18 protein-coding genes are annotated in these 21,731 nt (G+C 71.1%); 7 read left to right on the top strand and 11 right to left on the bottom strand.

Translation table 11 applies throughout. The features are described 5' to 3' along the window. Nucleotides 1–185 precede the first annotated feature (185 nt). The 3 genes from QRO03_RS12370 to QRO03_RS12360 form a co-directional block, all read right to left on the bottom strand. A complete protein-coding gene (locus QRO03_RS12370; protein ID WP_183418553.1) occupies nucleotides 186–1,145 on the bottom strand; it encodes an ABC transporter permease in 960 nt (319 codons plus the stop codon). Next, the gene (locus QRO03_RS12365; protein ID WP_285137796.1) at nucleotides 1,142–2,146 is read right to left on the bottom strand and encodes an ABC transporter permease; all 1,005 of its coding nucleotides are present in this window, start codon (nucleotides 2,144–2,146) and stop codon (nucleotides 1,142–1,144) included. The genes QRO03_RS12370 and QRO03_RS12365 overlap by 4 nt, the downstream gene beginning before the upstream one ends. A gap of 137 nt (nucleotides 2,147–2,283) precedes the next feature. After that, on the bottom strand, nucleotides 2,284–3,957 hold the full coding sequence (locus QRO03_RS12360; RefSeq protein ID WP_285137795.1) for an ABC transporter substrate-binding protein: 1,674 nt from the start codon (nucleotides 3,955–3,957) through the stop codon (nucleotides 2,284–2,286). Nucleotides 3,958–4,250: 293 nt separating this feature from the next. Between QRO03_RS12360 and QRO03_RS12355 the strand changes: the two genes are divergently transcribed. The 3 genes from QRO03_RS12355 (at nucleotide 4,251) to QRO03_RS12345 (ending at nucleotide 6,258) form a co-directional block, all read left to right on the top strand. After that, entirely contained in the window at nucleotides 4,251–5,117 is an 867-nt protein-coding gene (locus QRO03_RS12355; RefSeq protein ID WP_285137794.1) for a spermidine synthase, read from the top strand. 94 nt (nucleotides 5,118–5,211) lie between these two features. After that, complete coding sequence (locus tag QRO03_RS12350) at nucleotides 5,212–5,739, top strand: hypothetical protein (RefSeq protein WP_285137793.1); 528 nt, start codon at nucleotides 5,212–5,214, stop codon at nucleotides 5,737–5,739. A 30-nt stretch (nucleotides 5,740–5,769) separates the two neighbouring features. Then, nucleotides 5,770–6,258, top strand: a complete 489-nt coding sequence (locus tag QRO03_RS12345) for a SprT-like domain-containing protein (RefSeq protein WP_285137792.1) — start codon at nucleotides 5,770–5,772, stop codon at nucleotides 6,256–6,258. Between the two features lie 199 nt (nucleotides 6,259–6,457). On the opposite strand, the gene QRO03_RS12340 is transcribed toward QRO03_RS12345, so the two are convergent. Then, a complete protein-coding gene (locus QRO03_RS12340) occupies nucleotides 6,458–7,078 on the bottom strand; it encodes a 2-phosphosulfolactate phosphatase (RefSeq protein ID WP_285137791.1) in 621 nt (206 codons plus the stop codon). A 234-nt stretch (nucleotides 7,079–7,312) separates the two neighbouring features. Here QRO03_RS12340 and QRO03_RS12335 point away from each other — a divergent pair, with 234 nt between their 5' ends. Next, a complete protein-coding gene (locus QRO03_RS12335; protein WP_285137790.1) occupies nucleotides 7,313–7,828 on the top strand; it encodes a hypothetical protein in 516 nt (171 codons plus the stop codon). 53 nt (nucleotides 7,829–7,881) lie between these two features. Here the strand turns inward: QRO03_RS12335 and QRO03_RS12330 are convergent, their stop codons facing one another. From QRO03_RS12330 to QRO03_RS12320, 3 genes are all read right to left on the bottom strand, one after another. Continuing rightward, a complete protein-coding gene (locus QRO03_RS12330; protein WP_285137789.1) occupies nucleotides 7,882–8,532 on the bottom strand; it encodes a response regulator in 651 nt (216 codons plus the stop codon). Between the two features lie 106 nt (nucleotides 8,533–8,638). Then, the gene (locus QRO03_RS12325; protein ID WP_285137788.1) at nucleotides 8,639–9,832 is read right to left on the bottom strand and encodes a sensor histidine kinase; all 1,194 of its coding nucleotides are present in this window, start codon (nucleotides 9,830–9,832) and stop codon (nucleotides 8,639–8,641) included. 68 nt (nucleotides 9,833–9,900) lie between these two features. Continuing rightward, nucleotides 9,901–10,392: an Lrp/AsnC family transcriptional regulator gene (locus QRO03_RS12320; protein ID WP_183418563.1), complete on the bottom strand. Its 492-nt coding sequence runs from the start codon at nucleotides 10,390–10,392 to the stop codon at nucleotides 9,901–9,903. Nucleotides 10,393–10,500: 108 nt separating this feature from the next. On the opposite strand from QRO03_RS12320, the gene QRO03_RS12315 reads away from it, so the two are divergent. Further along, entirely contained in the window at nucleotides 10,501–11,898 is a 1,398-nt protein-coding gene (locus QRO03_RS12315) for a DUF6421 family protein (protein ID WP_502883040.1), read from the top strand. A 314-nt stretch (nucleotides 11,899–12,212) separates the two neighbouring features. Continuing rightward, entirely contained in the window at nucleotides 12,213–12,914 is a 702-nt protein-coding gene (locus tag QRO03_RS12310; RefSeq protein WP_285137787.1) for an SDR family NAD(P)-dependent oxidoreductase, read from the top strand. 166 nt (nucleotides 12,915–13,080) lie between these two features. Here the strand turns inward: QRO03_RS12310 and QRO03_RS12305 are convergent, their stop codons facing one another. Both QRO03_RS12305 and QRO03_RS12300 read right to left on the bottom strand, forming a co-directional pair. Beyond that, nucleotides 13,081–14,577 (bottom strand): MFS transporter, encoded by a 1,497-nt coding sequence (locus QRO03_RS12305; RefSeq protein WP_285137786.1) that lies wholly within the window; start codon nucleotides 14,575–14,577, stop codon nucleotides 13,081–13,083. Nucleotides 14,578–14,655: 78 nt separating this feature from the next. Next, nucleotides 14,656–17,853 (bottom strand): DEAD/DEAH box helicase, encoded by a 3,198-nt coding sequence (locus QRO03_RS12300; RefSeq protein ID WP_285137785.1) that lies wholly within the window; start codon nucleotides 17,851–17,853, stop codon nucleotides 14,656–14,658. A 100-nt stretch (nucleotides 17,854–17,953) separates the two neighbouring features. Here QRO03_RS12300 and QRO03_RS12295 point away from each other — a divergent pair, with 100 nt between their 5' ends. Beyond that, the gene (locus tag QRO03_RS12295) at nucleotides 17,954–19,021 is read left to right on the top strand and encodes a threonine aldolase family protein (protein ID WP_285137784.1); all 1,068 of its coding nucleotides are present in this window, start codon (nucleotides 17,954–17,956) and stop codon (nucleotides 19,019–19,021) included. A 109-nt stretch (nucleotides 19,022–19,130) separates the two neighbouring features. Here QRO03_RS12295 and QRO03_RS12290 read toward each other — a convergent pair whose 3' ends face one another. Further along, nucleotides 19,131–21,059: a M3 family metallopeptidase gene (locus QRO03_RS12290; RefSeq protein WP_285137783.1), complete on the bottom strand. Its 1,929-nt coding sequence runs from the start codon at nucleotides 21,057–21,059 to the stop codon at nucleotides 19,131–19,133. Between the two features lie 47 nt (nucleotides 21,060–21,106). Further along, a complete protein-coding gene (locus tag QRO03_RS12285) occupies nucleotides 21,107–21,721 on the bottom strand; it encodes a DUF4916 domain-containing protein (protein ID WP_285137782.1) in 615 nt (204 codons plus the stop codon). Between the last annotated feature and the right edge of the window lie 10 nt (nucleotides 21,722–21,731).

Here is a 21,731-nt window from a genome sequence, read left to right as displayed (position 1 = left end):
AACCTGCACCACGTGGGACATCTCACACGCACGGCAACCGGCAGACGGCTCGCCCTGTCTGGCACGTCCCACTTCGTGCGGGAAACGAACGGTGAACCTGCACCACGTGGGATATGGATGCCGTGACGGGAACGCCGCGGCCCCGACCCGCGCGAGCGGACCGGGGCCGGTGCAGCGACGGAGGGTTACCGCGCGCGGGTGCGGGGGTCCATCGCCTCACGGAGGGACTCGCCCAGCAGCGTGAACCCCAGCGCGGTGACCGCGATGCAGATGCCCGGCAGGAACGCCAGCCACGGCGCGATCGCGAGCTCGGCCTGAGCGTACGTGAGCATGCGACCCCACTCGGCGGTCTGCGGGAGGCCGCCGCCCAGGCCCAGGAACGACAGCGCCGCTGCGTCGATGACGGCGGTCGCCAGCGTCAGGGTGCCCTGCACGATGACCGGACCCACACTGTTGGGCAGCACGTGCGTCATCGTGATCGAGCGTCGGCTGAGACCCAGCGTCTGAGCCGACAGGACGTAGTCGGCGCCGCGCTGTTGCAGCATCGAGGCGCGCAGCAGGCGCGCGAACACGGGCACCTGCGACGCCCCGATGGCGATCATGATGGCCAGCTGGCTCTGTCCGAGGACGGCTGCGATCGACACTGCGAGCAGCAGGTTCGGAACCGACAGCAGGATGTCGACGAAGCGCATGACGACCGCGTCGACCCATCCGCCGAACATGCCCGCCAGCAGACCCAGTGCCATGCCGCCGAGGAGGCCGAGGGCGGTCGAGATCACGCCGATCTGCAGCGACGCCTGCGCACCCCAGATGAGCTTGGACAGCACGTCTCCACCGAAGCGGTCGAGGCCCAGGGGGAACTCGGCCAGCTCGCCCGGCCCGGGGATGTCGGTGGGCGTGATGAAACGCTGACCCGGCAACGACTCGGCCGGGTAGGGCGCGAGCAGCGGCGCGAGGGCCGCGACGAGCAGGAACGCCAGCACGATGATCGCGCCGATCCAGGCCACCGGACTCCGGCGCAGGCGCTGGAAGACATCGTGCCAGAAGCCCCCGCGCGTCTGCGCGGCGAGCAGCTGCGAGTCGACCACGGCGTTGTCGTCGACGGGACCGCCGCTGGGAGCGGGAGGAAGGATGCCGGAGCTCACTGGACTCTCACTCTCGGGTCGATGACGCTGTACGACAGGTCGACCAGCAGGTTGATGAGCGCGTACGCGATCGCGATGAAGATGATGAAGCCCTGCAGCACGGGGAAGTCGCGCGTGAAGATCGCCCGCGCGAGGAACTGCCCGATGCCCGGGAAGGCGAACACCGTCTCGGTGAGCACGGCCCCCGAGATGAGGAGTCCTGCCTGAAGGCCGACCGTGGTGATGACGGGCAGCATGGCGTTGCGCAGGATGAACCGGTTGCGGAGCGTCCCGGTGCCGATGCCCTTGGCGCGCCCGGTGCGCACGTAGTCGGCGTTCTGCACCTCGAGGACCGACGCGCGCGTGATGCGCACGATGATCGCGAGCGGGATCGTGCCCAGCGCGATCGCCGGCAGGATCAGGTGCAGGATGGCATCCCACGACGCGTCGAACTCGCCCGTGATGAGCCCGTCGAACACGTACAGGTTCGTGTAGTGCGTCGCGTCGATGCGCGGGTTCTGCCGTCCGTCGGAGGGCAGCCAGCCCAGCTGCACGGCGAAGACGTACTTGAGGATGAACGCCAGGAAGAACACCGGGATCGTGATGCCGATGAGACTCAAGACGACGGCGCTGTGGTCCCAGATCTTGCCGTGGCGGCGAGCCGCCCAGTAGCCGAGGGGGATGCCGATGCCCACGGCGACGATGAGGGCGGCGATGGACAGCTCGAGGGTGGCCGGGAAGCGACGGACGAACTCCTCCAGCACGGGTCGGCCCGTCTGGATCGACGAGCCGAAGTCGCCGCTGAGCAGCCGCCCGAGCCAGGTGAAGTACTGCACGTACAGCGGCTCGTTGAAGCCGTAGAGCTCGTTGATGCGCTCGACGGCCTCGGGGGTGGCGCGCTCACCGAGGAGGGCGACCGCGGGGCCGCCGGGCAGCGCACGCACCCAGGCGAAGAGAAGGATCGAGAGACCGAACAGGGTCGGGATGAGCAGGAGCAGGCGCCTGCCGATGGTGCGGAGCACAGGTTCTCACAGGGAGTCGGGAGCGGGGGGACGCGGGATGCCGAGGGTTCCGCCGCCGCACGGGCGGAGCAGAGCCCCCGGCACCAGGATGCCGCGGACCCCGGCGCCTCGACGGCGCGGAGCCCGCGGCATCCGGATCACTCGGTGAGTTCGATCTGGTTGTAGACCTCGTCCTGCACGGGGCTGGCGGGGTAGGACTTCACTCGCGACGCGAAGGCGAGCGTCGGCACGGGGTTCGCGAGCGGAACACCGGGCAGGAACGTCGCGATCTGCTCGTTCACGGCCTGGTACGCCGAGTCCTGCTCGGTCTCGGTCGCGAGTCCGCGAGCGGAGGTGAGGGCCGAGAACAGTTCACCGTTGTCGAAGCCCCACTCGTTCGAGGTGCCGCCGAAGAACGTGCCCACGAAGTTGTCGGGGTCGTTGTAGTCGCCGGTCCAGCCGAGCAGGTGGATGCCGTGGTCGGCACCGCCCTGGATGAGGTCGAGGTATTCGCCCCATTCGTTGGACACCGGGTTGACGACGATTCCGACGGCCTGCAGCTGCGACTGCAGGTTGGTGAAGATCTGCTCGGGGTTCGGCATGTACGGACGCGAGATGTTCACGGGGTAGTTGAACGTGATCGTCAGCGGGTTCGACTCGGAGAAACCGGCTTCCGCGAGCAGGGCCCGGGCGGCATCCTGATCGAAGTCGTAGGTCGTCACGCCGGAGTTGAAGCCGATGACGCTGTCGGGCATGAACTGCGATGCCACGGTCGTGCCCTCGGGCAGCACCTGGGTGACCAGCTGCTCCTTGTCGATGGCCTGGGCGATCGCCTGACGCACGCGGATGTCGGCGAGCGCCGGGTTCGCCTGGTTCATGCCGAGATAGAGGATGTTGAACGGGTCGCGGTTGATGAGCGTGTAACCCGCTCCCTCGAGCGCACCGAGGTCGGCCGGGGCGACGAGGTCGTACCCGTCGATCGAGCCCGACTCGAGCGCCTGACGGCGGGCGGTGGTGTCGCCGATCACGCGGAAGATGACCTGCTGCACCTGACCCTGCTCGCCCCAGTAGCCGTCGTACGCGGCGACGGTCGTCTGCGCGCCGGGCTCCGAGGACTCGAAGGCGAAGGGACCGGTGCCGGTGGGGTGCGCCTGCGCGTACTCGCTGAGCGTGGGGGCCTCGGACGTGCCTCCCACGTCGTCGGCGCCGTACTCCTGCAGCGCGGTGGGGCTCTGGATGGCGAAGGCCGGCAGCGAGAGCGCGGGGATGAACCCGGCGAACGGCTCGGTGAGCGAGATCGTCACCTCGGTGGGGCTGGCCGCCTCGCACCCGCCGTAGATGGAGGTGCCGGTGTCGGCGTACCCGCGCATGAGCTTGCCCCAGTAGTACGACAGGCTCTCGGACTGGGCGATGCCGGTGAAGTTGTTCTGCCGGTCGAAGTTGAAGCAGACGGCCTCGGCGTTAAACTCGCTGCCGTCGTGGAAGGTCACGCCCTCTTTGAGCTGGAACGTGTACGACAGGCCGTCGTCGGACTGCTCCCAGCTCTCGGCGAGGAGCGGGGCGGGGTCGGCCGTACCGGGCTGGACGCCCACGAGGCCCTCGAAGATCTGACGCGAGACGCGGAACGACTCGCCGTCGCTGGCGAAGGCGGGGTCGAGGCTCGACGGGTCACCCGACGCACCGAAGACGAAGGTCGAGTCGACGTCGCCGCCGGCGTCGCCGCTGCCGCCGTCGTTGTCGTCGCGCTGACTCGAGCAGCCCGAGAGGGCGAGGGCGCCGATGGCGACGGCCGCGCCGCCGACGAGCAGACGTCGTCGAAGAGTACTGAGCATTGTTCGATGCACCTTCCGGGGGAAAAGGAGGAGGACGACGGCGCTGTCACATCGTCGTGCCGCGCTCCACTTGCTGTGTTCTGACGACCGTACAGGGCGGGTGGCGCACTGCCCATTGCACCTTTGTATCGATCGTGTTTCGGCATCCCGTCATCCTGATCGTTTCTACGGGGACGGACGACGCAATCCGCCCGCCCTCACCGGTGTGCTTTCAGCACCTTGCCCGCGAGTCGCGCGGTGCGTCGATCACCGGATGGGCGGGGGCCGATCGGCGGCCGGACTAGCGTTGACGCATGGCCCGCATGCGCATCGAACCCGACGACGCCCCGACGGCGCGCCTGTCGGACGGCACGACCGCACGCGTCAGCCCCTCGGGGTTCGTCTCGGGGTTCGAGCTCGTCGTCGACGGCACGCCGCAGTCGCACGTCGATCTCGACGACCCCACGCACCTGCACTTCGAGTACGTGGCGCGCATGGGCGCCGTGATCGATCGGCTCCGGATGCCGGGACAGCCCCTGACCGCGGTGCATCTCGGCGCCGGAGCGCTGACCCTCCCACGCTACGTCGAGGCCACGCGACCCGGCTCCCGCCAGCAGGTCATCGAACTGGAGCCGGCGCTGTGGGACCTCGTGCGAGAGAACCTCCCCCTCCCCCGCGGCGCCTCGGTGCGCGTGCGCATCGGCGACGCACGGGCGGGGCTCTCGCGCCTGCCCGCCGGGCTCACCGGCGCGGTCGACCTTCTCATCAGCGACGTCTACTCCGGCGCGCAGACCCCCGCGCACCTGACGACCGTGGAGTTCTACCGCGACGCCGCACGATTGCTCGCCCCCGACGGGGTGCTGCTGGTGAACGTCTCCGACGGGCCGGGCCTCGCCTTCGCCCGTCGGCAGGTCGCGACCATCCGCGAGGTGCTCCCTCAGGTCATCGTGCTCGCCGAGGTGCAGGTGCTCAAGGGTCGCCGCTTCGGCAACCTCGTCGTCGCCGCCTCCCGCGCCCCCCTCCCCGTCGAGTGGCTCCCGCGGCTCATGGCGGCCGGCCCCCACCCGGCCAAGGTCGCGCAGGGAGCCGAGATCACCGAGTTCACGCGCGGGGCGCGCCCGGCCACCGACGACGACGCGACGCCGTCGCCGAAGCCCTCGGCATCCATTTTCGAGCGATGACGCCCCCGTGTTCGCCGACCGACCGCGTGGCGGTGTCGCTCTGGGCGCACGCTCCACGCACACTGGAAGTCCTGCCCGACCGAGAGGAGCGACGGTGAGCTATATCCACGGGTACGACCCCGACACCTTGCGCGAGATCACCGACTCTCGCGAGTGCGCGGAGCGTCTCGAGGAGATCGGTTCGCAGCGGAGTCTGCACGCCCTTCTCGAACGGGTATGGCTGCTGAAGGTGCTCGACCGCTTCGACGAGGCGCTGGACATCTCCGACCAGTCGGTGCGCGTCGCCCGCATGGCCGGAACCCGTCGCGACCTGCTGCGCGCCCGCATCCTGCACGCGACGATCATGCAGTGCCGCGGCGCCTACGCCGCCGCCGAACAAGAACTGACGATGTGCGCCGAAGAGGCCGACGGACAGGGCTGGGCGGGCATCGCCGCCTTCGCGCTGCAACACCGCGGCAAGGTTCACTACGACGAGGGCGACTACGAGTCGGCGCGTCGGGACTTCAAGCAGGCGCTGTTCCTGCGGCAGAACGCCGGCGCCACCGACGCTCAGCTCGAGTCGACGCTGCTCGCCATCGACGCCGCCGAACGCCGCCGGGCGCGCGAGGTCGTCGCGAGCTGAATGTCGTAGGCCCCGCTTAGTCTTCCCGTCATGTCCGACCTGCAGCGCGTGCGCACCTGGGCTGAGGCGTTGATCGCCCTGCACCTCGATGCGTCATGGTCCTTCGCGTTCGACAACGCCAAGCGTCGTGCCGGCCTGTGCGACTACGGACGCAAGCGCATCAGCGTGTCGCGCTACCTCGCCGCCCGCTACGACGACGACACGAACCACCAGACCCTCCTGCACGAGGTCGCGCACGCGATCGCCGGGGCGTCGGCCGGCCACGGCGCGACATGGAAACGCACGGCGAGCGACCTCGGCTACGTCGGGGGAACGACCCACGCCGGCGAGACGGCGAGCGAACTCGCCCCGTGGGTCGGCACCTGCCCCGCCGGGCATGTGGCCTACCGCCACCGTCGAGCGACGCGCCCGACGTCGTGCGCGAAGTGCGCGCCGACCTTCGACCCGCGGTTCGCTCTGTCGTGGGTGCACCGCGACATCAGCCGGGCGGTGAGGCTAGCCGCCGCGACGCCGCGCTGACGCAGCCCCCGGGTACGAGACGCCGGCTTCCGGCTCGAGATCAAGACGATCAGGCCACGGCGAAGCGGCGCATCACGACGACGGATGCCGTGCCCTCGGGCCGGCTGCCCGCCCAAAATCCCGAGCCGCGGCGGAGCGGCGCACTCCGACGACGGATGCCGTACCCTCGGGCCGGGCGCCGCGTCACGCCGCAGCGGCGTCAGCCCGCGGACACCACGCCGTCGCCGAGCACCGGGACGACGGATGCCGCATCGCGCGTCGCCCCGGCGAGAACCGCGTCGCGCCGCCCCTCGGCCGCGAGTGCGCGACCGGTGCCGCTCGCGGTGAGCAGATGCCGGACGGCTCCGCCGAGTGCACGGAACCCCTCGCCGGCGACCGCCGCATCGGGGGACGCGTGGTCGATGCCGAGATCGCCCAGGGCCGCGACGACGGCGCCCGCGCCCAGCAGATCGTCCACGGCGAAGCGCACATCGCCGTCGTCGGCGTAGCCGGCCGCGATGACCGAGATGCTCGTGCGGAGTCCTCGGGCGCGCTGCACCTCCATCACGTGCGCGGCCACCGCGGCGGCGTTTCTCAGGCCCCCGATGACCACGTGCGCTCCCCCCGCCTGCGCGGCACGGGCGAGGGACGCGGCGGCATCGTCGTCGGTCGCGAGATCGAGGGAGCCACCTTCCTCGCACGCGCTCAGGGCGCGGGCCGAGAGCCCGAGCGTCTGCACGAGCACCACGACGTCCGCGGGGGCGAGACGAGCGAGTCCCGCCGCCCCCCATTCCAGACGAACCTGGTAGTCGGACTGCGCGTGGGCGGCGGTGTTCGGCATCCTTCGAGCCTAGGAGTTCGCGTCGACAGGTCGGGCACGGTGTGCGCAACTCCGGAAATCTGTACCGGCGAACCCATGATCACCGCATGATTGCGCGGACAGGGCACCGTGCGACTGTCGTTCCACCGGAGTTACGCACCACCTCCGGGCGCGACCTCTCAGACCGCTTCACCCGCGGCCGCGATCACGTCAAGGTCTGCACGGCGGAGGGGCGGATCGGCAAGGATCGACGTCATGCGCATCCTGCTGAAGTTCGTCGTCGACTGCGATCCGGATGCCGCGTGGCGCGCTCTGCACTCGCCCCGTGCCGTGGCCGAGTTGTACGGGCCCTTGCTCGAGGTAGATGCCCTGGGCACCATGCCGACCTCGTTCGCCTCGGGCGACGACGTGCCCGTACAGATGAGCGTCGCGGGTCTCGTCCCCGTCGGCCGTCAGCTCATCTCGGTCGCCGATCGCGAGACGACCGACGACAACGGCAGCGTCCGCGTGTTCCGCGACTGGGGCGTGCCGTTGACGGGACCGCTGTCGGTCCTCGACGTGTGGGATCACCAGATGGCCGTGTCGGCCGCCCCCGGGGATCCGACCCGCACGCTGTGGCGCGAGCGTCTCACGATCGGCGGTGCCGCCGCCCCGGCCCTGTGGCCGGCGTTGTGGGCGACCTGGCAGTGGCGCGCGACGCGCATCCGCGCGCTCGCTCCCACCTGGGCGTACGACCTCGAGGACGAGTCCGGCTCCGACGACGCGGGGTGACGCACGCGCTCGCGGGAGCGTGGCCCGGACGACGCCCGGTCCACGACCCGCGGTCAGACCAGTCCGTGCCGGTAGGCGAAGACGACCAGCTGCACGCGGTCGCGGAGAGCGAGCTTCGTGAGGATGCGACTGATGTGGGTCTTCACGGTGGCCTCCGACAGGAACTCCCGCTCCGCGATCTCGGCGTTGCTCAGACCGGATGCCGCGTGCGCGAAGATCTCCCGCTCGCGGTCGGTCAGGCCGCCGTACGACGAGGGGACGGGTTCCGCCGAGCCGCCCTCGGCGATGTGCGCGAACAGCTCGCGCGTCGCGGACGCCGCGATCACCGCGGATCCCGCGTGCACCGTCCGGACGGCTGAGAGGAGGAACTCCGGCTCGGAGTCCTTCAGCAGGAAGCCGCTCGCCCCGCCCTGGATCGCTCGCGCGGCCGCCTCATCGAGGTCGAACGTGGTGAGCACGACCACACGCGGTGCACCGGGCTCCCACAGGATCTCCGCGGTGGCCGCGAGGCCGTCCATGACCGGCATCCGCACGTCCATCAAGACCAGGTCGGGCCGGGTCGCCCGCACGACCTCGACACCCTCGCGTCCGTCGGAGGCCTCCCCCACGACCTCGAGGTCGGGTTGGGAGTTGAGGACCATCTTGATGCCGGCGCGGAAGAGCGCCTGATCGTCGACGAGGACGATGCGGACGGGGGCGGTCATGACGACAGGTCCTTTCGAGGGTGGGAACGCGGCGGAGCGACGCGCGGACGGGGTGTGACGCCGCCGGCGTGCCCCGGCGTCGTCGCGAGGGGCGCGTGCGCGGCGGTCACGCCGTCGCGCCGATCGGCAGGGTCGCCCGGACGGCGAACTCGCCGTACTCCGGCCCGGCGGTGAGGTGCCCGCCGACGAGCTGAGCGCGCTCACGCATGCCGATGAGGCCGTGTCCGGCCGGAGGGGAGGTGCCGGTGGGGGCGGCGGTGTGACGCGCATTGCGCACGGAGAGGACCACGCGGTCGGGCCACCACGCGAGGTGCACGCGCACGCGCGGATCGACGCCGTGACGCAGCGCGTTCGTGAGGGCCTCCTGCAGGATGCGGTAGACGGCGAGCTGGACCGCGGCGGGTGGGAGGCCCGAGGGCTCGGGATCGACGTCGACCCGCAGGTCGATGCCCGCCGCCCGCATCCGTTCGAAGAGGACCTCGGTGTCGGCGAGGGTGGGTTGCGGCCCGTCGCCCTGACTGTGCCGGAGCTGCGACAGCAGCAGCCGCACGTCGCCGAGCGCGGAGCGCGCGGTCGAGGAGATCGTCGTCAGGGCCTCGACGGTCGCCCCCGGGTCGGATGCCGCCGCGTACCGCGCGCCGTCGGCCTGCGCGATCACGACGGCGAGCGAGTGGGCGACGACGTCGTGCATGTCACGCGCGATCTGCACCCGCTGCTGTTCCGCGATCGTCTCGGCCTCGGCCGCCCGCTGCGCCCGGCTGTTCGCCGCCGCGCGCATCGCCGTGCGTACCAGGGCGCCCGACACCCACGCGAGCAGGAGGGCGAAGCCCGCGGCCAGCATGACCGCGATGACCGCGAACCACTCCTCCGCGCCGAGCGGCGCCGACACGCCCCCGCGCATGAGGTACAGCGGCACGATCACGGCACCCGCGATGGCCGAGACGAACCCCGACCAGAACACGCGCCGCGACCCGTACGCGCCGGTGGTGTACAGCGTCGCGAAGACGGCGAGGTCGCCCAGCGACGGAGATCGCGAGAAGGCCATCTGCACGAGGGCTCCGACCCAGGCGAGCGTGAGGGCGACGCCGGGGTGGAGCCGTCGCATCGCCACGGCGGCCGTGAAGGCGGCGGCCGTCAGCGTCGCTCCCACGATGTCCGCCAGGGGCGAGGTGGCCAGCCCCAGATCGACCCGCCACGGCGTCGAGGTGAGCTCGACCGCGAACACGAGCAGGCCGAACACCGCGGCGAGGCCGAGGTCGGTGATCAGCTGATATCGCTGGAGCGGGCGCAGAGGGAGCATCGTCGCCACGTTACGCGGGGGCGGGTGCGTCGTCATCCGTCTCGGGATGTATCCCGCGCCGGCGCCGGTCAGGCCGGGAAATCCGCCGGCTCGACAGGCCGCGCCTCGAAGAACGTCTGCAGCACGACCGTGGTGCGGGTGTTCACCTGGGCGGCGGCGCGGATGTCGCGGATGAGGGATTCGAGGTCGCGCGGGGTGGGCACGCGGACGAACAGCATGTACGCCGCCTCGCCGGCGATGGAGTGGCAGGCCTCGATGGCGCTGAGGTGGGCGAGCAGTTCGGGGGCGTTGTCGGGCTGCGCGGGATCGAGCGGGGTGATCTCGACGAAGGCGGCGAGGGGTCGACCGAGGGCCTCGGCGTCGAGGATGGGGCGGTACCCCTTCACGATGCCCCGCGCTTCGAGCCGTCGCAGGCGCGATTGCACGGCGGAGACCGACAGCCCCACACGGTCGGACAGGTGGGACAGCGTGGCGCGGGCGTCGAGCGAGATCTCGCGCACGATCGCGGCATCGACGGCGTCTTCGAGACGCGGGGCGCGGGGCGCGGGAGCCTCGGTCATGCGGTCGACAGTAGCAGGGGCGCCCGAGGGGGCAGTGGTGAGCACCGTAGGTTTTCCGTTAGTATCCACGTTCAGCAGGAAAATTTACCGCAACGAACGGAGGATGCCATGACCATGACCACGCCCACCCGTGTCGCCGAGGATCTGCTCGCCGGTCACGGCGTCCACGCCGTCGAGCACACCCCCGCCTGGGCGCAGCTGAAGAGTGCCGCGACCGCCCTGCAGGTGCTGCAGGCCTCGGACGGATCGATCGACGACATCGCCGCCGCCGAGCCCCTCATCGACGACGTCATCGCCTCCCTCGACGCCCTCGCCCCCCTCTTCCCGCACGACGCGGCCTACCTGACCGCCTCGGTCGCCGACTTCCGCCGCTGGCGCGCCGAGGGCCTCGGCACTCCCGACTTCCTCGACTCCCTCGTGGCGTTCCAGCCGCAGGAGCACCGGGTCGACGGCATCCGGCACCTCGTCGTGTTCCCCATGTACACGCAGAACGGCTCGAGCGAGCGACACGTCGAGGCGGTGCTCGTCGAGGCCATCTGGCCCGAATTCATCGCGCGGCTCGAGACCGAGTACACCAACAAGCTGTTCGTCTCGCTGCGTCTGATCGACTTCACCTCGGGCTACGACACCAACTCGGCCGTGCTCTTCCCCGAGACGGTCGCCATGCGCGAGGTCCCCTCGTTCACCTGGGGCGCCATCTTCCAGGACCGCGAGGCCGCCCGATACCGACGGGTCACGCGCGCGGCGTCCGAGATCACCAAACTCGACCTGCCGGACGCCGCCGCCCGTCTGCTCGAGGACCAGGACCTCGCCGAACGCACCTTCGTCATGTGGGACCTCATCCACGACCGCACCCACATGCGCGGCGACCTGCCCTTCGACCCGTTCATGATCAAGCAGCGGATGCCGTTCTTCCTGTACTCGCTGGAGGAACTGCGCTGCGACCTCACGGCCTTCCGCGAGAGCGTCTCGCTGCAGGCTCGCCTCTCGGCCCGCGACGACCTGGACACCGCCGAGCAGGCGATGCTCGAGCACGCCGAACTCGTGCAGTACGCGGTGATCTTCGACCGCATCTTCCGTTTCGCCATCACCGGTTCGCGCGTGCGCAACTACGACGGCCTCGGAGGCCAGTTGCTCTTCGCGTGGCTGCACCAGCGCCGGGTGCTGCACTGGACCGACACGTCGCTGGCGTTCGATTGGGACGAGGTGCCGGCGGCGGTCGTCGCCCTGGCCGACGCGATCGACGAGCTGTACTGGCGCTCGATCGATCGCCCCAAGACGGCGCACTGGCTCGCGGCGTACGACCTCGTCCGCTCGGTCGTGACACCGCACCCGGCGTCGGTGTGGGCCCGCGGTCTCTCGGACGACGTGCTCGCGGGGCTGCCGAAGGGGTACACCGACGCCGTCCTCGACGATGAGTTCCCGCTGTCGATGTTCTTCGAGGCACTCGAGAAGAAGATGCGGCCCGTGATCGCGTCGACCGCCGGCATCCGCGGCACCGACTGAGGCGCGGCGGGCCGCTCCCGCGTCACGCGGCGGGGCGGCGGACCGCTCCCGCGTCACGCAGCGGGCCGCTCCCGCGTCACGCGGCGGGGCGGCGGACCGCTTCCGCGCGATGTGACGTGGCGGTGCGGGTTCTGGCGCGGTGCGGCGGGGCGGGCTCCGACCGCCGGCCGGTGTCCGTTCGGTCACGCCGACTCCTCGTCGAGTGTCCAAGACACGCGGACGCTTGGCGAGGAACTCCGGGTGTCCGGGACGCTCGACTCCCCGGGAGGGGGCTCGACGTCGGCCACACGGGGGCACACACTGAAGAAGGGGCGATGATGACCAACACGGATGCCGTGGATGAGGGAGTGCGGGGGCACCGGGTGCTGCTCGCCGGCGGCACCAGCGCCGCGGGGCGAGCGTGCGCACGAGCCCTCTCCGACGCGGGAGCACACGTGCTCATCGTCGGCAGCGACGACGACCGGCTGGCCGCGGTCTCGACCGAGATCCCCGGTGTCGCCGTCGAGCGCTGCGATCTGACCGACGGGGACGCCGTCGATGCGCTCCGCGACCGCGTCCACGCCGCGCACGGTCGAGTCGACGGCATCCTGCACCTCGTCGGCGGGTGGCGGGGCGGCGGCGGTCTCGCCGGTCAGAACGACGACGACTTCGCCTTCCTGCTGCGCTCGCTCACCGCTCTGCGGCACGTGAGCCGCGCCTTCGACGACGACATCCGCACCTCGGATGCCGGACGCCTCGCGATCGTCTCGTCGATGGCGGTCGCGCGTCCGCTCGCCGGTGGGGCGAACTACGCGGCGGTGAAGGCGGCCTCCGAGGCCTGGGTGCGTGCGGTCGCGCAGGGCTACGCCACTCACGCGCGCCATGCGGGGCACGAGCCCTCGGCGGCGGCCGTCGTCTTCCGCGTGAAGAGCCTCGACGGGCTGGAGGACGCGCTGGCGGCCTCGTTCGTCGCGCTCTGGGACGACGACGCGGAGGCGTGGAACGACGTCACGATCGACATCGCGACGCCCGTCTGAGACGCGTCTGGGGCGGCGCGGGCGAGTGGTGCTCACCGCCGGTGCGGGCCGGCGCTCCGTCGTGCGGGGCGTTCGAAGCGGGCGTGCGTGAGCGCGGCCGTGCGCGCGCCGGGTGCGGGTGTGCGCCCATTCGAGCGAGTCGTCCGACGCGGGTGCGGGTGTGCGCCTATTCGCGCGGGTCGTCGGAGGCGGGAGTGGGTGCGGTTCCGCGCATCCCCCGAGAGGCGGCCTCGGGCATCTCGACGGCGGGTGACCCGTCGTCCACTCCCTGGGCGGCCGCGTCGGTCGGGTGCTCGGCCACGTCGGCGTTGACCTCTGCGGTGCGGTACTGCTGCGACAGGATGCGATACGACCGGGTGAGGAACGCGAGCGAGGCGGCGATCACCATCACCAGGCCCGCGAACACGAAGACGAGCGCGATCCCGCGCGACTGGCCGTCGCCGAGGAGCCAGCCCCACGTCGCGCGCCCTTGCGAGCCCTCCATATAGGGGATGATCGCGAACTGGGCGATCGGGGCGATGAGGAACGACGTCACGGGGGCCGCGGCCGATTCGAACGCAGCGGCGAACCCGAACACCCGCCCCTGCGTGGCGAACGGCACGACCTTCTGGATCACCGTCTGCTCTGCGGCCTCCACCGGCGGGATCAGCGCCATGTAGACCCAGATGCCGACGGCGTAGAGCCACCACCAATCGCGGAGCACGAAGACGGCTCCGAGCACCCCCATCGCGATCACGATCCACAGCATCGTGCGGATGGGGTTCTTGCCGAGCCCGAACTTCGCCACCAGACCACCGCCGATGATGAAGCCGGTCGCCGTGACACCCAGCACCACGCCCCACACCTGCACGCTGAAGAGCTCGAGCCCGTACGGATCCATCAACGCCATGTAGACGCCGCCGATGAGGTTGTTGAATGTCGAGAAGATGATAAGGGCGAACAGCCCTGGTGCCGCACGGACCGCGCGGACGGCCCCGCGCAGATCGACCATCGGACCGGGCTCGTCGCCCGCGGCCGGTCGCTCTTCGGGGATGTGGATGGTCAACAGGTGCGCGAGCGCGACGAGGGTCAGCCCGAGGGCGATCGCGAGGGTCCACCCCATGCCGAGGAACCCGACGGACAACCCGCTGAACACGCTCGTGACGACGAAGGCGAGCCCCTGCACCGTGCCGACGAGACCGTTCGCGTTGGCGTGGCGATCCACGGGGACCAGGAGGGTGACGGTGGTGGACAGCGCGATGTTGCGCATGTTCTCGACGACCGCGCCGGCGAGGATCACGCCGGCGAACAGCCAGAACCACGGGCCGCCCAGGTCGAGCAGCGCCGCCTCGGGGAACGCCAGCCACAGTGCACCGGCGATGAGGAAGGCCGTGAGGGTGATGAGCCCTGAGAACACCATCACGCGATGCTTGCGATGGCGATCGACGATCGAGCCGAACACCATCGCGAAGACGGCGAGCAGCAGCATGTACGCGCCGCCGACGATGCCGGTCGCCAGCACCGATCGCGTCTCGAGGTAGACCCAGAAGGTCAGCGCGAACCACAAGAAGCTCGTCGTGACATTGGCCGCGGCCGTGTTGATGAGCACCGCGAGGAAGGTGCGATTGCCGTCCGCCGGCGCGGCGGACGCCCCGGTGACGGGCGAGGGCTGTGCATCGGACATGGCAGTCACGCTAGACCCGACCTCCGACATCGACCAGACCCCGCCCGCCGCGGCATCCGTCACGGACCCCGGCCCGCGTCAATCGAGCAGGCTGCGGATGTCGTCGGCGGTGAGACGCGGACCGCCCGCGAAGGTCTCGCCGTCGCCCGCGGCTCCCCCGTCGAGGACGCGAGAGAACAGGTCGGCCTTGGCCTCGCGCAACGCGACGACCTTCTGCTCCACGGTGTCGGAGGAGACGAGGCGGTAGACGATCACCGGACGCGTCTGGCCGATGCGGTGCGCCCGGTCGATCGCCTGATCTTCGACCGCGGGGTTCCACCAGGGATCGAGCAGCACGACGTAGTCGGCCTCGACGAGGTTCAGACCCACCCCGCCCGCCTTGAGCGAGACGAAGAAGGCGGGGTCGTCGCCGTCGCGGAACCGGTCGATCTCGGCCTGACGGTGGGTGGTGGTGCCGTCGAGGTAGCCCGAGGCCACACCCGCGTCGGCGCACCGCTGGCGCGCCGCGCGGAGGAAGCGCGTGAACTGGCTCAGCACGAGGACGCGATGCCCCTCGGCCGCGGCCTCCACCAGCAGCTCCTCGAGCGCGTCGAGCTTCGCCGAGGGCGCTTCGCCCTCGTCGACGAGGGCGGGGTCGAGCGCGAGCTGACGCAGCATCGTGAGCGAGCGGAAGATCGCGAAACGGTTGCCCTCGGCGTCGTCGTCGAGCAGGCCGAGCAGCCGTTGGCGCTCCCGGTGGAAGCGGCGGTCGTAGAGCTTGCGGTGCGCGGGATGCAGGGCGACCTCGACGATCGTCTCCTGCTTCGGTGGCAGCTCGGAGGCCACGAGGTCTTTGGTGCGCCGGAGGAGGAACGGGCGGATGCGCCGCCGCAGGAGGTCGAGCCGCGCCCCGTCGGTGTGCTTCTCGATGGGCGTGCGGTAGAGGGCGGTGAACGACTCGCGGGTGCCGAGCAGGCCCGGGGCCACGAGCGAGACCAGCGCCCACAGTTCGAGCAGATTGTTCTCCATGGGCGTGCCCGTGATGACGAGCGTGAACGGCACGGCCAGGGCACGGGCTGCTCGGTAGCCCCGGGACGACGGGTTCTTGATCTGCTGGGCCTCGTCGAGCACGAGTCCCGACCACTCCACGGCGCCGTACTGCTCCTGCTCGAGCCGGAAGAGGGCGTAGCTCGTCACCACGACGTGAGCGCCCCTGGCGGCTTCCGCCACGCTGGTGGACCGTCGCGCGCGCGTGGCCGAGATCACCCTCACGTCGAGATCGGGGGCGAAGGCGGCGCACTCGCGCGCCCAGTTGCCGACGACGCTCGTCGGCGCGACGATGAGGAAGGGCGCCATGTCGGGGTCGGCGGCGCGAGCGACTTCCATCATCGCGATGGTCTGCACCGTCTTGCCGAGTCCCATGTCGTCGGCGAGGATGCCGCCGAGTCCCTGGACACGGAGGAAGTGCAGCCAGTCGAGGCCGGCCCGCTGGTAGTCGCGGAGCGTCGCTCGAAGGCCTGACGGCGGCGCGACGGGCGCGAGCGAGGCCTCGTCGGTGAGACCCCGCACCCGCAGCCACCACTCGGCCTCGTGCGCGGCGAGCAGGCCGAGCTCGGAGAGGTCGTCCCACAGACCCACGTTGTAGCGGTTGAGCTTCAGCTCGTTCCCGGGCCGGTCGGCGAGGGCCCGGGCCTCGTCGATCACGTCGCGCAGCCGGTCGAACTCCGCCGTGTCGAGGCGCACGTATTCTCCGTCTCCCAGGAACAGCACCCGATCGCCGAGTGCCAAGGCGGTGTAGAGGGCGGTGAAGTCGACCTCGACGTCGCCGACACTCACCCGCGCGTTCAGATCGAACCAGTCGCTGCCGTCGTCGTCGCCCGTGCTCAGCTGCACCACCGGGGCCTCCGGTGCCGCCCGGTAGACGATCTCGTCACCGATCACCTGCACTCGGACGCCGGGGATCGCGCGAAGCAGCGGCAGCCCCTCGACCGAGAAGACCGCCGCGACGGCCGGGGTCAGGACCCGTGCCGGTGCCCGTCCCGTGTCGAACGGACCCGGGATGTCGATCCGCAGGTCGTCGGCGACGCGGGCGACGGCCGCCCAGACGGCGCGCTCGTGGTCGTCGTGACGGCGACCACGGGTGGGCGATCGATCCCAGCTCGTGGCGAGCGTCGTCGACTCGTCGCGGTGCTCGACCAGCACCTCGAGCACGGGGCGCGGCGCGACCGGCACCTCCACGGTGCCCCGGGGCGAGACCACCGGCGCGTCGAGCTGCAGTCGCGGAAGGTACTCGCGGAGGAACGTGTCGGAACCGCCCTGGTCGATCGTAAGGGCGCCGGGTCGTGCGAGCAGACCGCGCACCGGCCCCGCTGCGGGCGTCGACAGGCGCGCGAGAGTGATGCGCTCGTCGTCGTCGTCGCGGTCGGAAACGAAGGCCACCGCGACCGCCGGGTCGCCCACCACCCACGACGGAAGTCCCGCGGTTTCGTCGTCGATGCCCTGGAAGACGCCACGCACCTGCAGGGTCGAGCCCCTGCGGTCCAGAGCGACGGCGACCTCCGCCGCCTCGTCGAGGACCCGCACCGGGTGATGCGCGCCCGCCGCCGACACGAGGGGCACGCCCGCGGAGACGACGGCCTCGAGCTGCATCCACAGCGAGTGCGGGGGGACGGCCGAGAGCGGCATCCATTCGTCGGAGAGGTACGCCCCGGAGCCCGATCGCCCCAGCCGCCCGAGGCTGTCGAGCGCCGCGCGCCCCCGCGGGTCGGCCGGCAGGGTCGCGAGCGCCGACCATCCGGCGCGGCCCTTGATCCACGTGCCGCGCGTGCCGCGGACCCCCGGCCGGGCGGTGAGGGTGAGGGCGGTGCTGCGCCCGTGCCCTCCGCCTCGGCGGATCGCGAGGAACAGGCAGAGCTCGAACGCCGGTTCATCGTCGACGACCGCTGCTGCGGAGAACAGCTCGTCGAGCGATCGTTGCCACTCGGGGCGGGGCGGACGACCGGCGGAGATCATGCGGTCGAAGAGCACGAGAGCAGCCGCGCAGGAGTGCTCGCACTCGGGGCCGCGCCCGCACGAACACCACCCCGACAGCCGGGAGAGATCGCCGGGAACCCGGAGTTCGAGGTTCTCGTAGCCCGCCGCCCCGAAGGACTGCGCCGCCACCACGAGAACACCACCGATGGAGCGGGCGTCGCCCACTTCGACCGACCCGTAGACGAGGAGACGGTCGGCGCGCATCATCGCCGACGACGAGAACATCTCGCCGGCGATGCTGAGCGCTTCGGGATCCAACCGCATCCCCCCATTCTCGTCGGGGTCACCGACACCCCGGTGCGCGCGGGCGGCGCCGGGGAGAGAACCCCCCTGGGGAGGAGCCGGGAAAAGTTACGCTGGAGGGGTGACTTCCCTCCACGACACGTCCGTGCGCGGCTTCGCGTCCGACAACTATTCCGGAATCCACCCCGACGTCCTCGCCGCGATCACCGCCGCCAACGAGGGCCACCAGGTCGCGTACGGCGAGGACGTCTACACCGCGCGCCTGCAGGAGCTCTTCACGGGCCTGCTCGGCGACGGCGTCGAGGCCTACCCGGTCTTCAACGGCACGGGCGCCAACGTGGTCGGATTGCAGTCGATGCTCCCCCGCTGGGGCGCCGTGATCGCGGCATCCACCGCCCACATCAACGTCGACGAGGGAGGGGCTCCCGAGCGGGTGGGCGGCATCAAGCTGTTGACCGTCCCCACCGACGACGGCAAGCTCACCCCCGAGCTCGTCGACCGCGAAGCCTGGGGCTGGGGCGACGAGCACCGCGCGCAGCCGCTGGTCGTGTCGATCACGCAGTCGACCGAACTCGGCACCCTGTACACGGTCGACGAGATCCGCGAGCTCGCCGCGCACGCTCACGGCCACGGCATGCGCCTTCACATGGACGGCGCCCGCATCTCGAACGCCGCCGCCGCGCTCGACGTGCGGTTGCGCGCCTTCACCCGTGACGCGGGCGTCGACGTGCTGAGCTTCGGCGGGACCAAGAACGGCGCGATGATCGGCGAGGCCATCGTCGTGCTCGACCCCGAGGCGTCCACCGGCCTGACCTACCTGCGCAAGCTCGACATGCAGCTCTCGAGCAAGATGCGCTTCGTCTCGGCGCAGCTGGTCGCCCTCCTCGAGGACGATCTGTGGCTGCGCAACGCGCGGCACTCCAACGCCATGGCGCAGCGCCTGCGCGCCGGCGTCGAGGCGGGGCTCGCCGACGGTTCGATCCGGGGCGTCGAGTTCACCCAGCCGACACAGGCGAACGGTGTCTTCGCGACCCTGCCGGCCGGTGTGGCCGACCGCCTCCGCGAGAGCTTCCGCTTCTACGACTGGGACGAGCTGCGCCGCGAGGTGCGGTGGATGTGCTCGTTCGACACGACCGAGGACGACATCGACGCCTTCGTCGCGGCGATCGCGCGCGAGACCACGGCCTGATGCCGCCGAGGTCCCCCGGCCGGCCGCTCGTAGCGCTCGTCCGAGGGACCGCGGCCCGAGCGCACGCCGAGGAGCCGCGGCATCCGGATCAGGATGCCGCGGCCCACCCTCACTCCCCCGCGAGCCAGTCGCGATAGGCGTCGAAGGTGCTGTCGCGACCCAGGAACGCCCGCACGAGGTCGCGGGCATCGCTCGTGCCGCCGGGTTCGAGGATCTCGCGGCGGTAGCGCGTCGCCGTCGTGGTGTCGAAGAGGTCGCCACCGAAGGCCGACAGGAGATCCCGCGCGATCACGAGGCTCCACTGGTACGTGTAGTAGCACGCGCCGTAGCCGGTGAGATGGCCGAATCCGGCGTACGAGTGGGAGCCGTCGAGGGGCGTGACGGGGCTCGCCGCCCGGTAGTACCCGTCGACCGCGGTCTGCAGGTCTGCGGGACGCTCCACGTGCAGGCGGTACGACGTCGTCGCGTGACCGAGCTGACGGGTCACCTCGAGGCCGCGGCCGAAGGCGTCGGCGGTGCGCATGCGTTCGACGAGATCGGCCGGGATGGACCGGCCCTCGTCGTTCACGGCGAAGGATGCCAGAGCCCCGGCATCCCATGCCCATTCCTCGAGCAACTGACTCGGGGCCTCGACGAAGTCCCATTCGGTCGCGACGCCCGTCCACCGCCCCCACTTCTGGTGCCCGCCGAGGATGTCGTGCACCAGGTGACCGAACTCGTGGAAGAAGGTCACGACTTCGTCGTGCTCGAGCAGGCCGCGCGAGAAGTTGCACAGCAGCACCGATTCGGGGAGCGTGCGCCCCGTGATGCCGGGGGCGAGACCGAAGCAGGCCGCGTGGTTGTACTTGCCCTCGCGGGGGTGCAGATCGAGGTGGATGCGGCCGAGGCGCTCCCCCGCGCGAACGACGTCATAGGTGCGCACGTCGTCGTGCCACGACGGCGCCTCGACCGGCACGTACTCGACGTCGAGCAGGCGGGCGGTGGTCGCGAGGACGCCGTCGAGCACCCGGTCGAATCGGAAGTACGAGCGCACGACCTGCGCGTCGACGTCGTACTCCTCGCGCTTGAGCGCCCCCAGCAGGTACCAGAAGTCGGCGATGGTGACCGCGTCGGCCTCGGGCGCGTCACGCCGGAGGCGTTCGAGGACGCGCTCGTATTCCGCCGCGGCGGAGGGGGCCGCAGTGTCGGCCACGCGCTCCAGGAACGTCGCCACCGCGGCGCTGGAACCGATCATGCGCGTCTCGGTCTCGTAGTCGGCCCAGTCGCCGTAACCCAGCAGCGCCGCGCGCTCGGCCCGCCCCGCCAGCAGCTCGGTGAGGACGGGCTCGTTCTCGGGCCACGCGAGGTCGTTGTACGCGCCGACGAGTGCGTGTCGCACCGACCGGTCGTGGGCGTACTCCCGGACCGGCATGAGATCGGTGTACTCGGTCGTGAGGGTGACCATGCCCGCTTCATCGGCGGGGTGCTCCTCGATGAAGTCGGTCGGCAGACCGCCCAGCGACGAGGCCGCGACGCGGATCTCGCGGCGCCCCTCGCGGATGTTGCGGGAGAACGTCAGCGACAGCTCGGTGTCGCGCTCGGTGAGCTCGCGCACGCGATCTCGGTCGGCATCCGAGAGGTCGACCCCGCCGCGGCGGAAATCGCGGCGCACGTGGTCGAGGAAGCGCTTCTCGTCGGGCTCGAGGCCCGCGGTGTCGACGTCGGCGTCGGCGAAGACGCCCCACAGGTCGCGGTCGAGCAGACGGCGCGACTGCGCCGCGTCGACGGCCTGCGCCTGCTTCTCCGCCGCATCGCGCACGGCGGCGTCGGGGTGCGACTCGCTGATCAGGTGCGAGGGGGCGGCCGCCTCGGCGAGCGCGATGTCGGCGTCGTTCCACAGCGCGAGACGCTCACGGAGCGTCAGTCCGGTCTCCGCGACGAGCCGCGCATCGATCGCGGCGACCCGGTCGAGTCGTTCGCGCGGACGCTCGTCGGCGAAGGCGCGCCACGCGTCGAGGTCGCTCGGCAGGGTGAGGGGGGCGAGGCGGGATTCCGGCATCCTCCGACCCTAGGCAGGGCCACCGACACCGGCAATGGGCCTCCGGGTCAGCGCAGGGCGCCGACCGAGGCGAGGGCGAGACGGATGAGCGTTCCGCGACCGCCCTCCATCTCGTCGGAGAGGGCGTCGGATGCCGCTTCCTGCGGCGACAGCCAGGTGACCTCGAGAGCGTCCTGGCGGGGTTCGCACGTGCCGGTGACGGGCACCACATAAACGAGGGAGACGGCGTGCTGACGATCGTCGTGGAACGCGGTCATCCCGGGGAGCGGGAAGTACTCGGCCACGGTGAGCGGCGTCGGAGACGGCGGCAGGAGCGGGAAGGCCATGGGCCCGAGGTCGTTCTCGAGGTGACGGAAGAGAGCGTCGCGCACGGTCTCGCCGTAGCGCACGCGACCCGAGACGAGGGTGCGGGTCATCTCGCCCAGCGGCGTCGCGCGCAGAAGGATGCCGACCTGCGTCACCGCCCCCATGCCGTCGGTGCGCACGGGCAGCGCCTCGACGTAGAGCATCGGCAGGCGGCGCCGCGCCTCGGCCAGCTCGACCTCGCTGAGCCAGCCCGGGTTCGGGTTGGGGGCCGCGGACGCGCCCGAGAAGGAGGAGCCGAGCGGTTCGCGCTCGTCGCCGTTGTCGCCGGGTTCGGGGTCGGGGGTTCGCACGGGCATACCCCCTGTA

This window comes from Microbacterium sp. lyk4-40-TSB-66 (assembly GCF_030209475.1).
Lineage (GTDB): Bacteria > Actinomycetota > Actinomycetes > Actinomycetales > Microbacteriaceae > Microbacterium.
The sequence above is the reverse complement of the archived record's forward strand: the minus strand, read 5'-3'. Positions and strand labels throughout refer to the sequence as shown.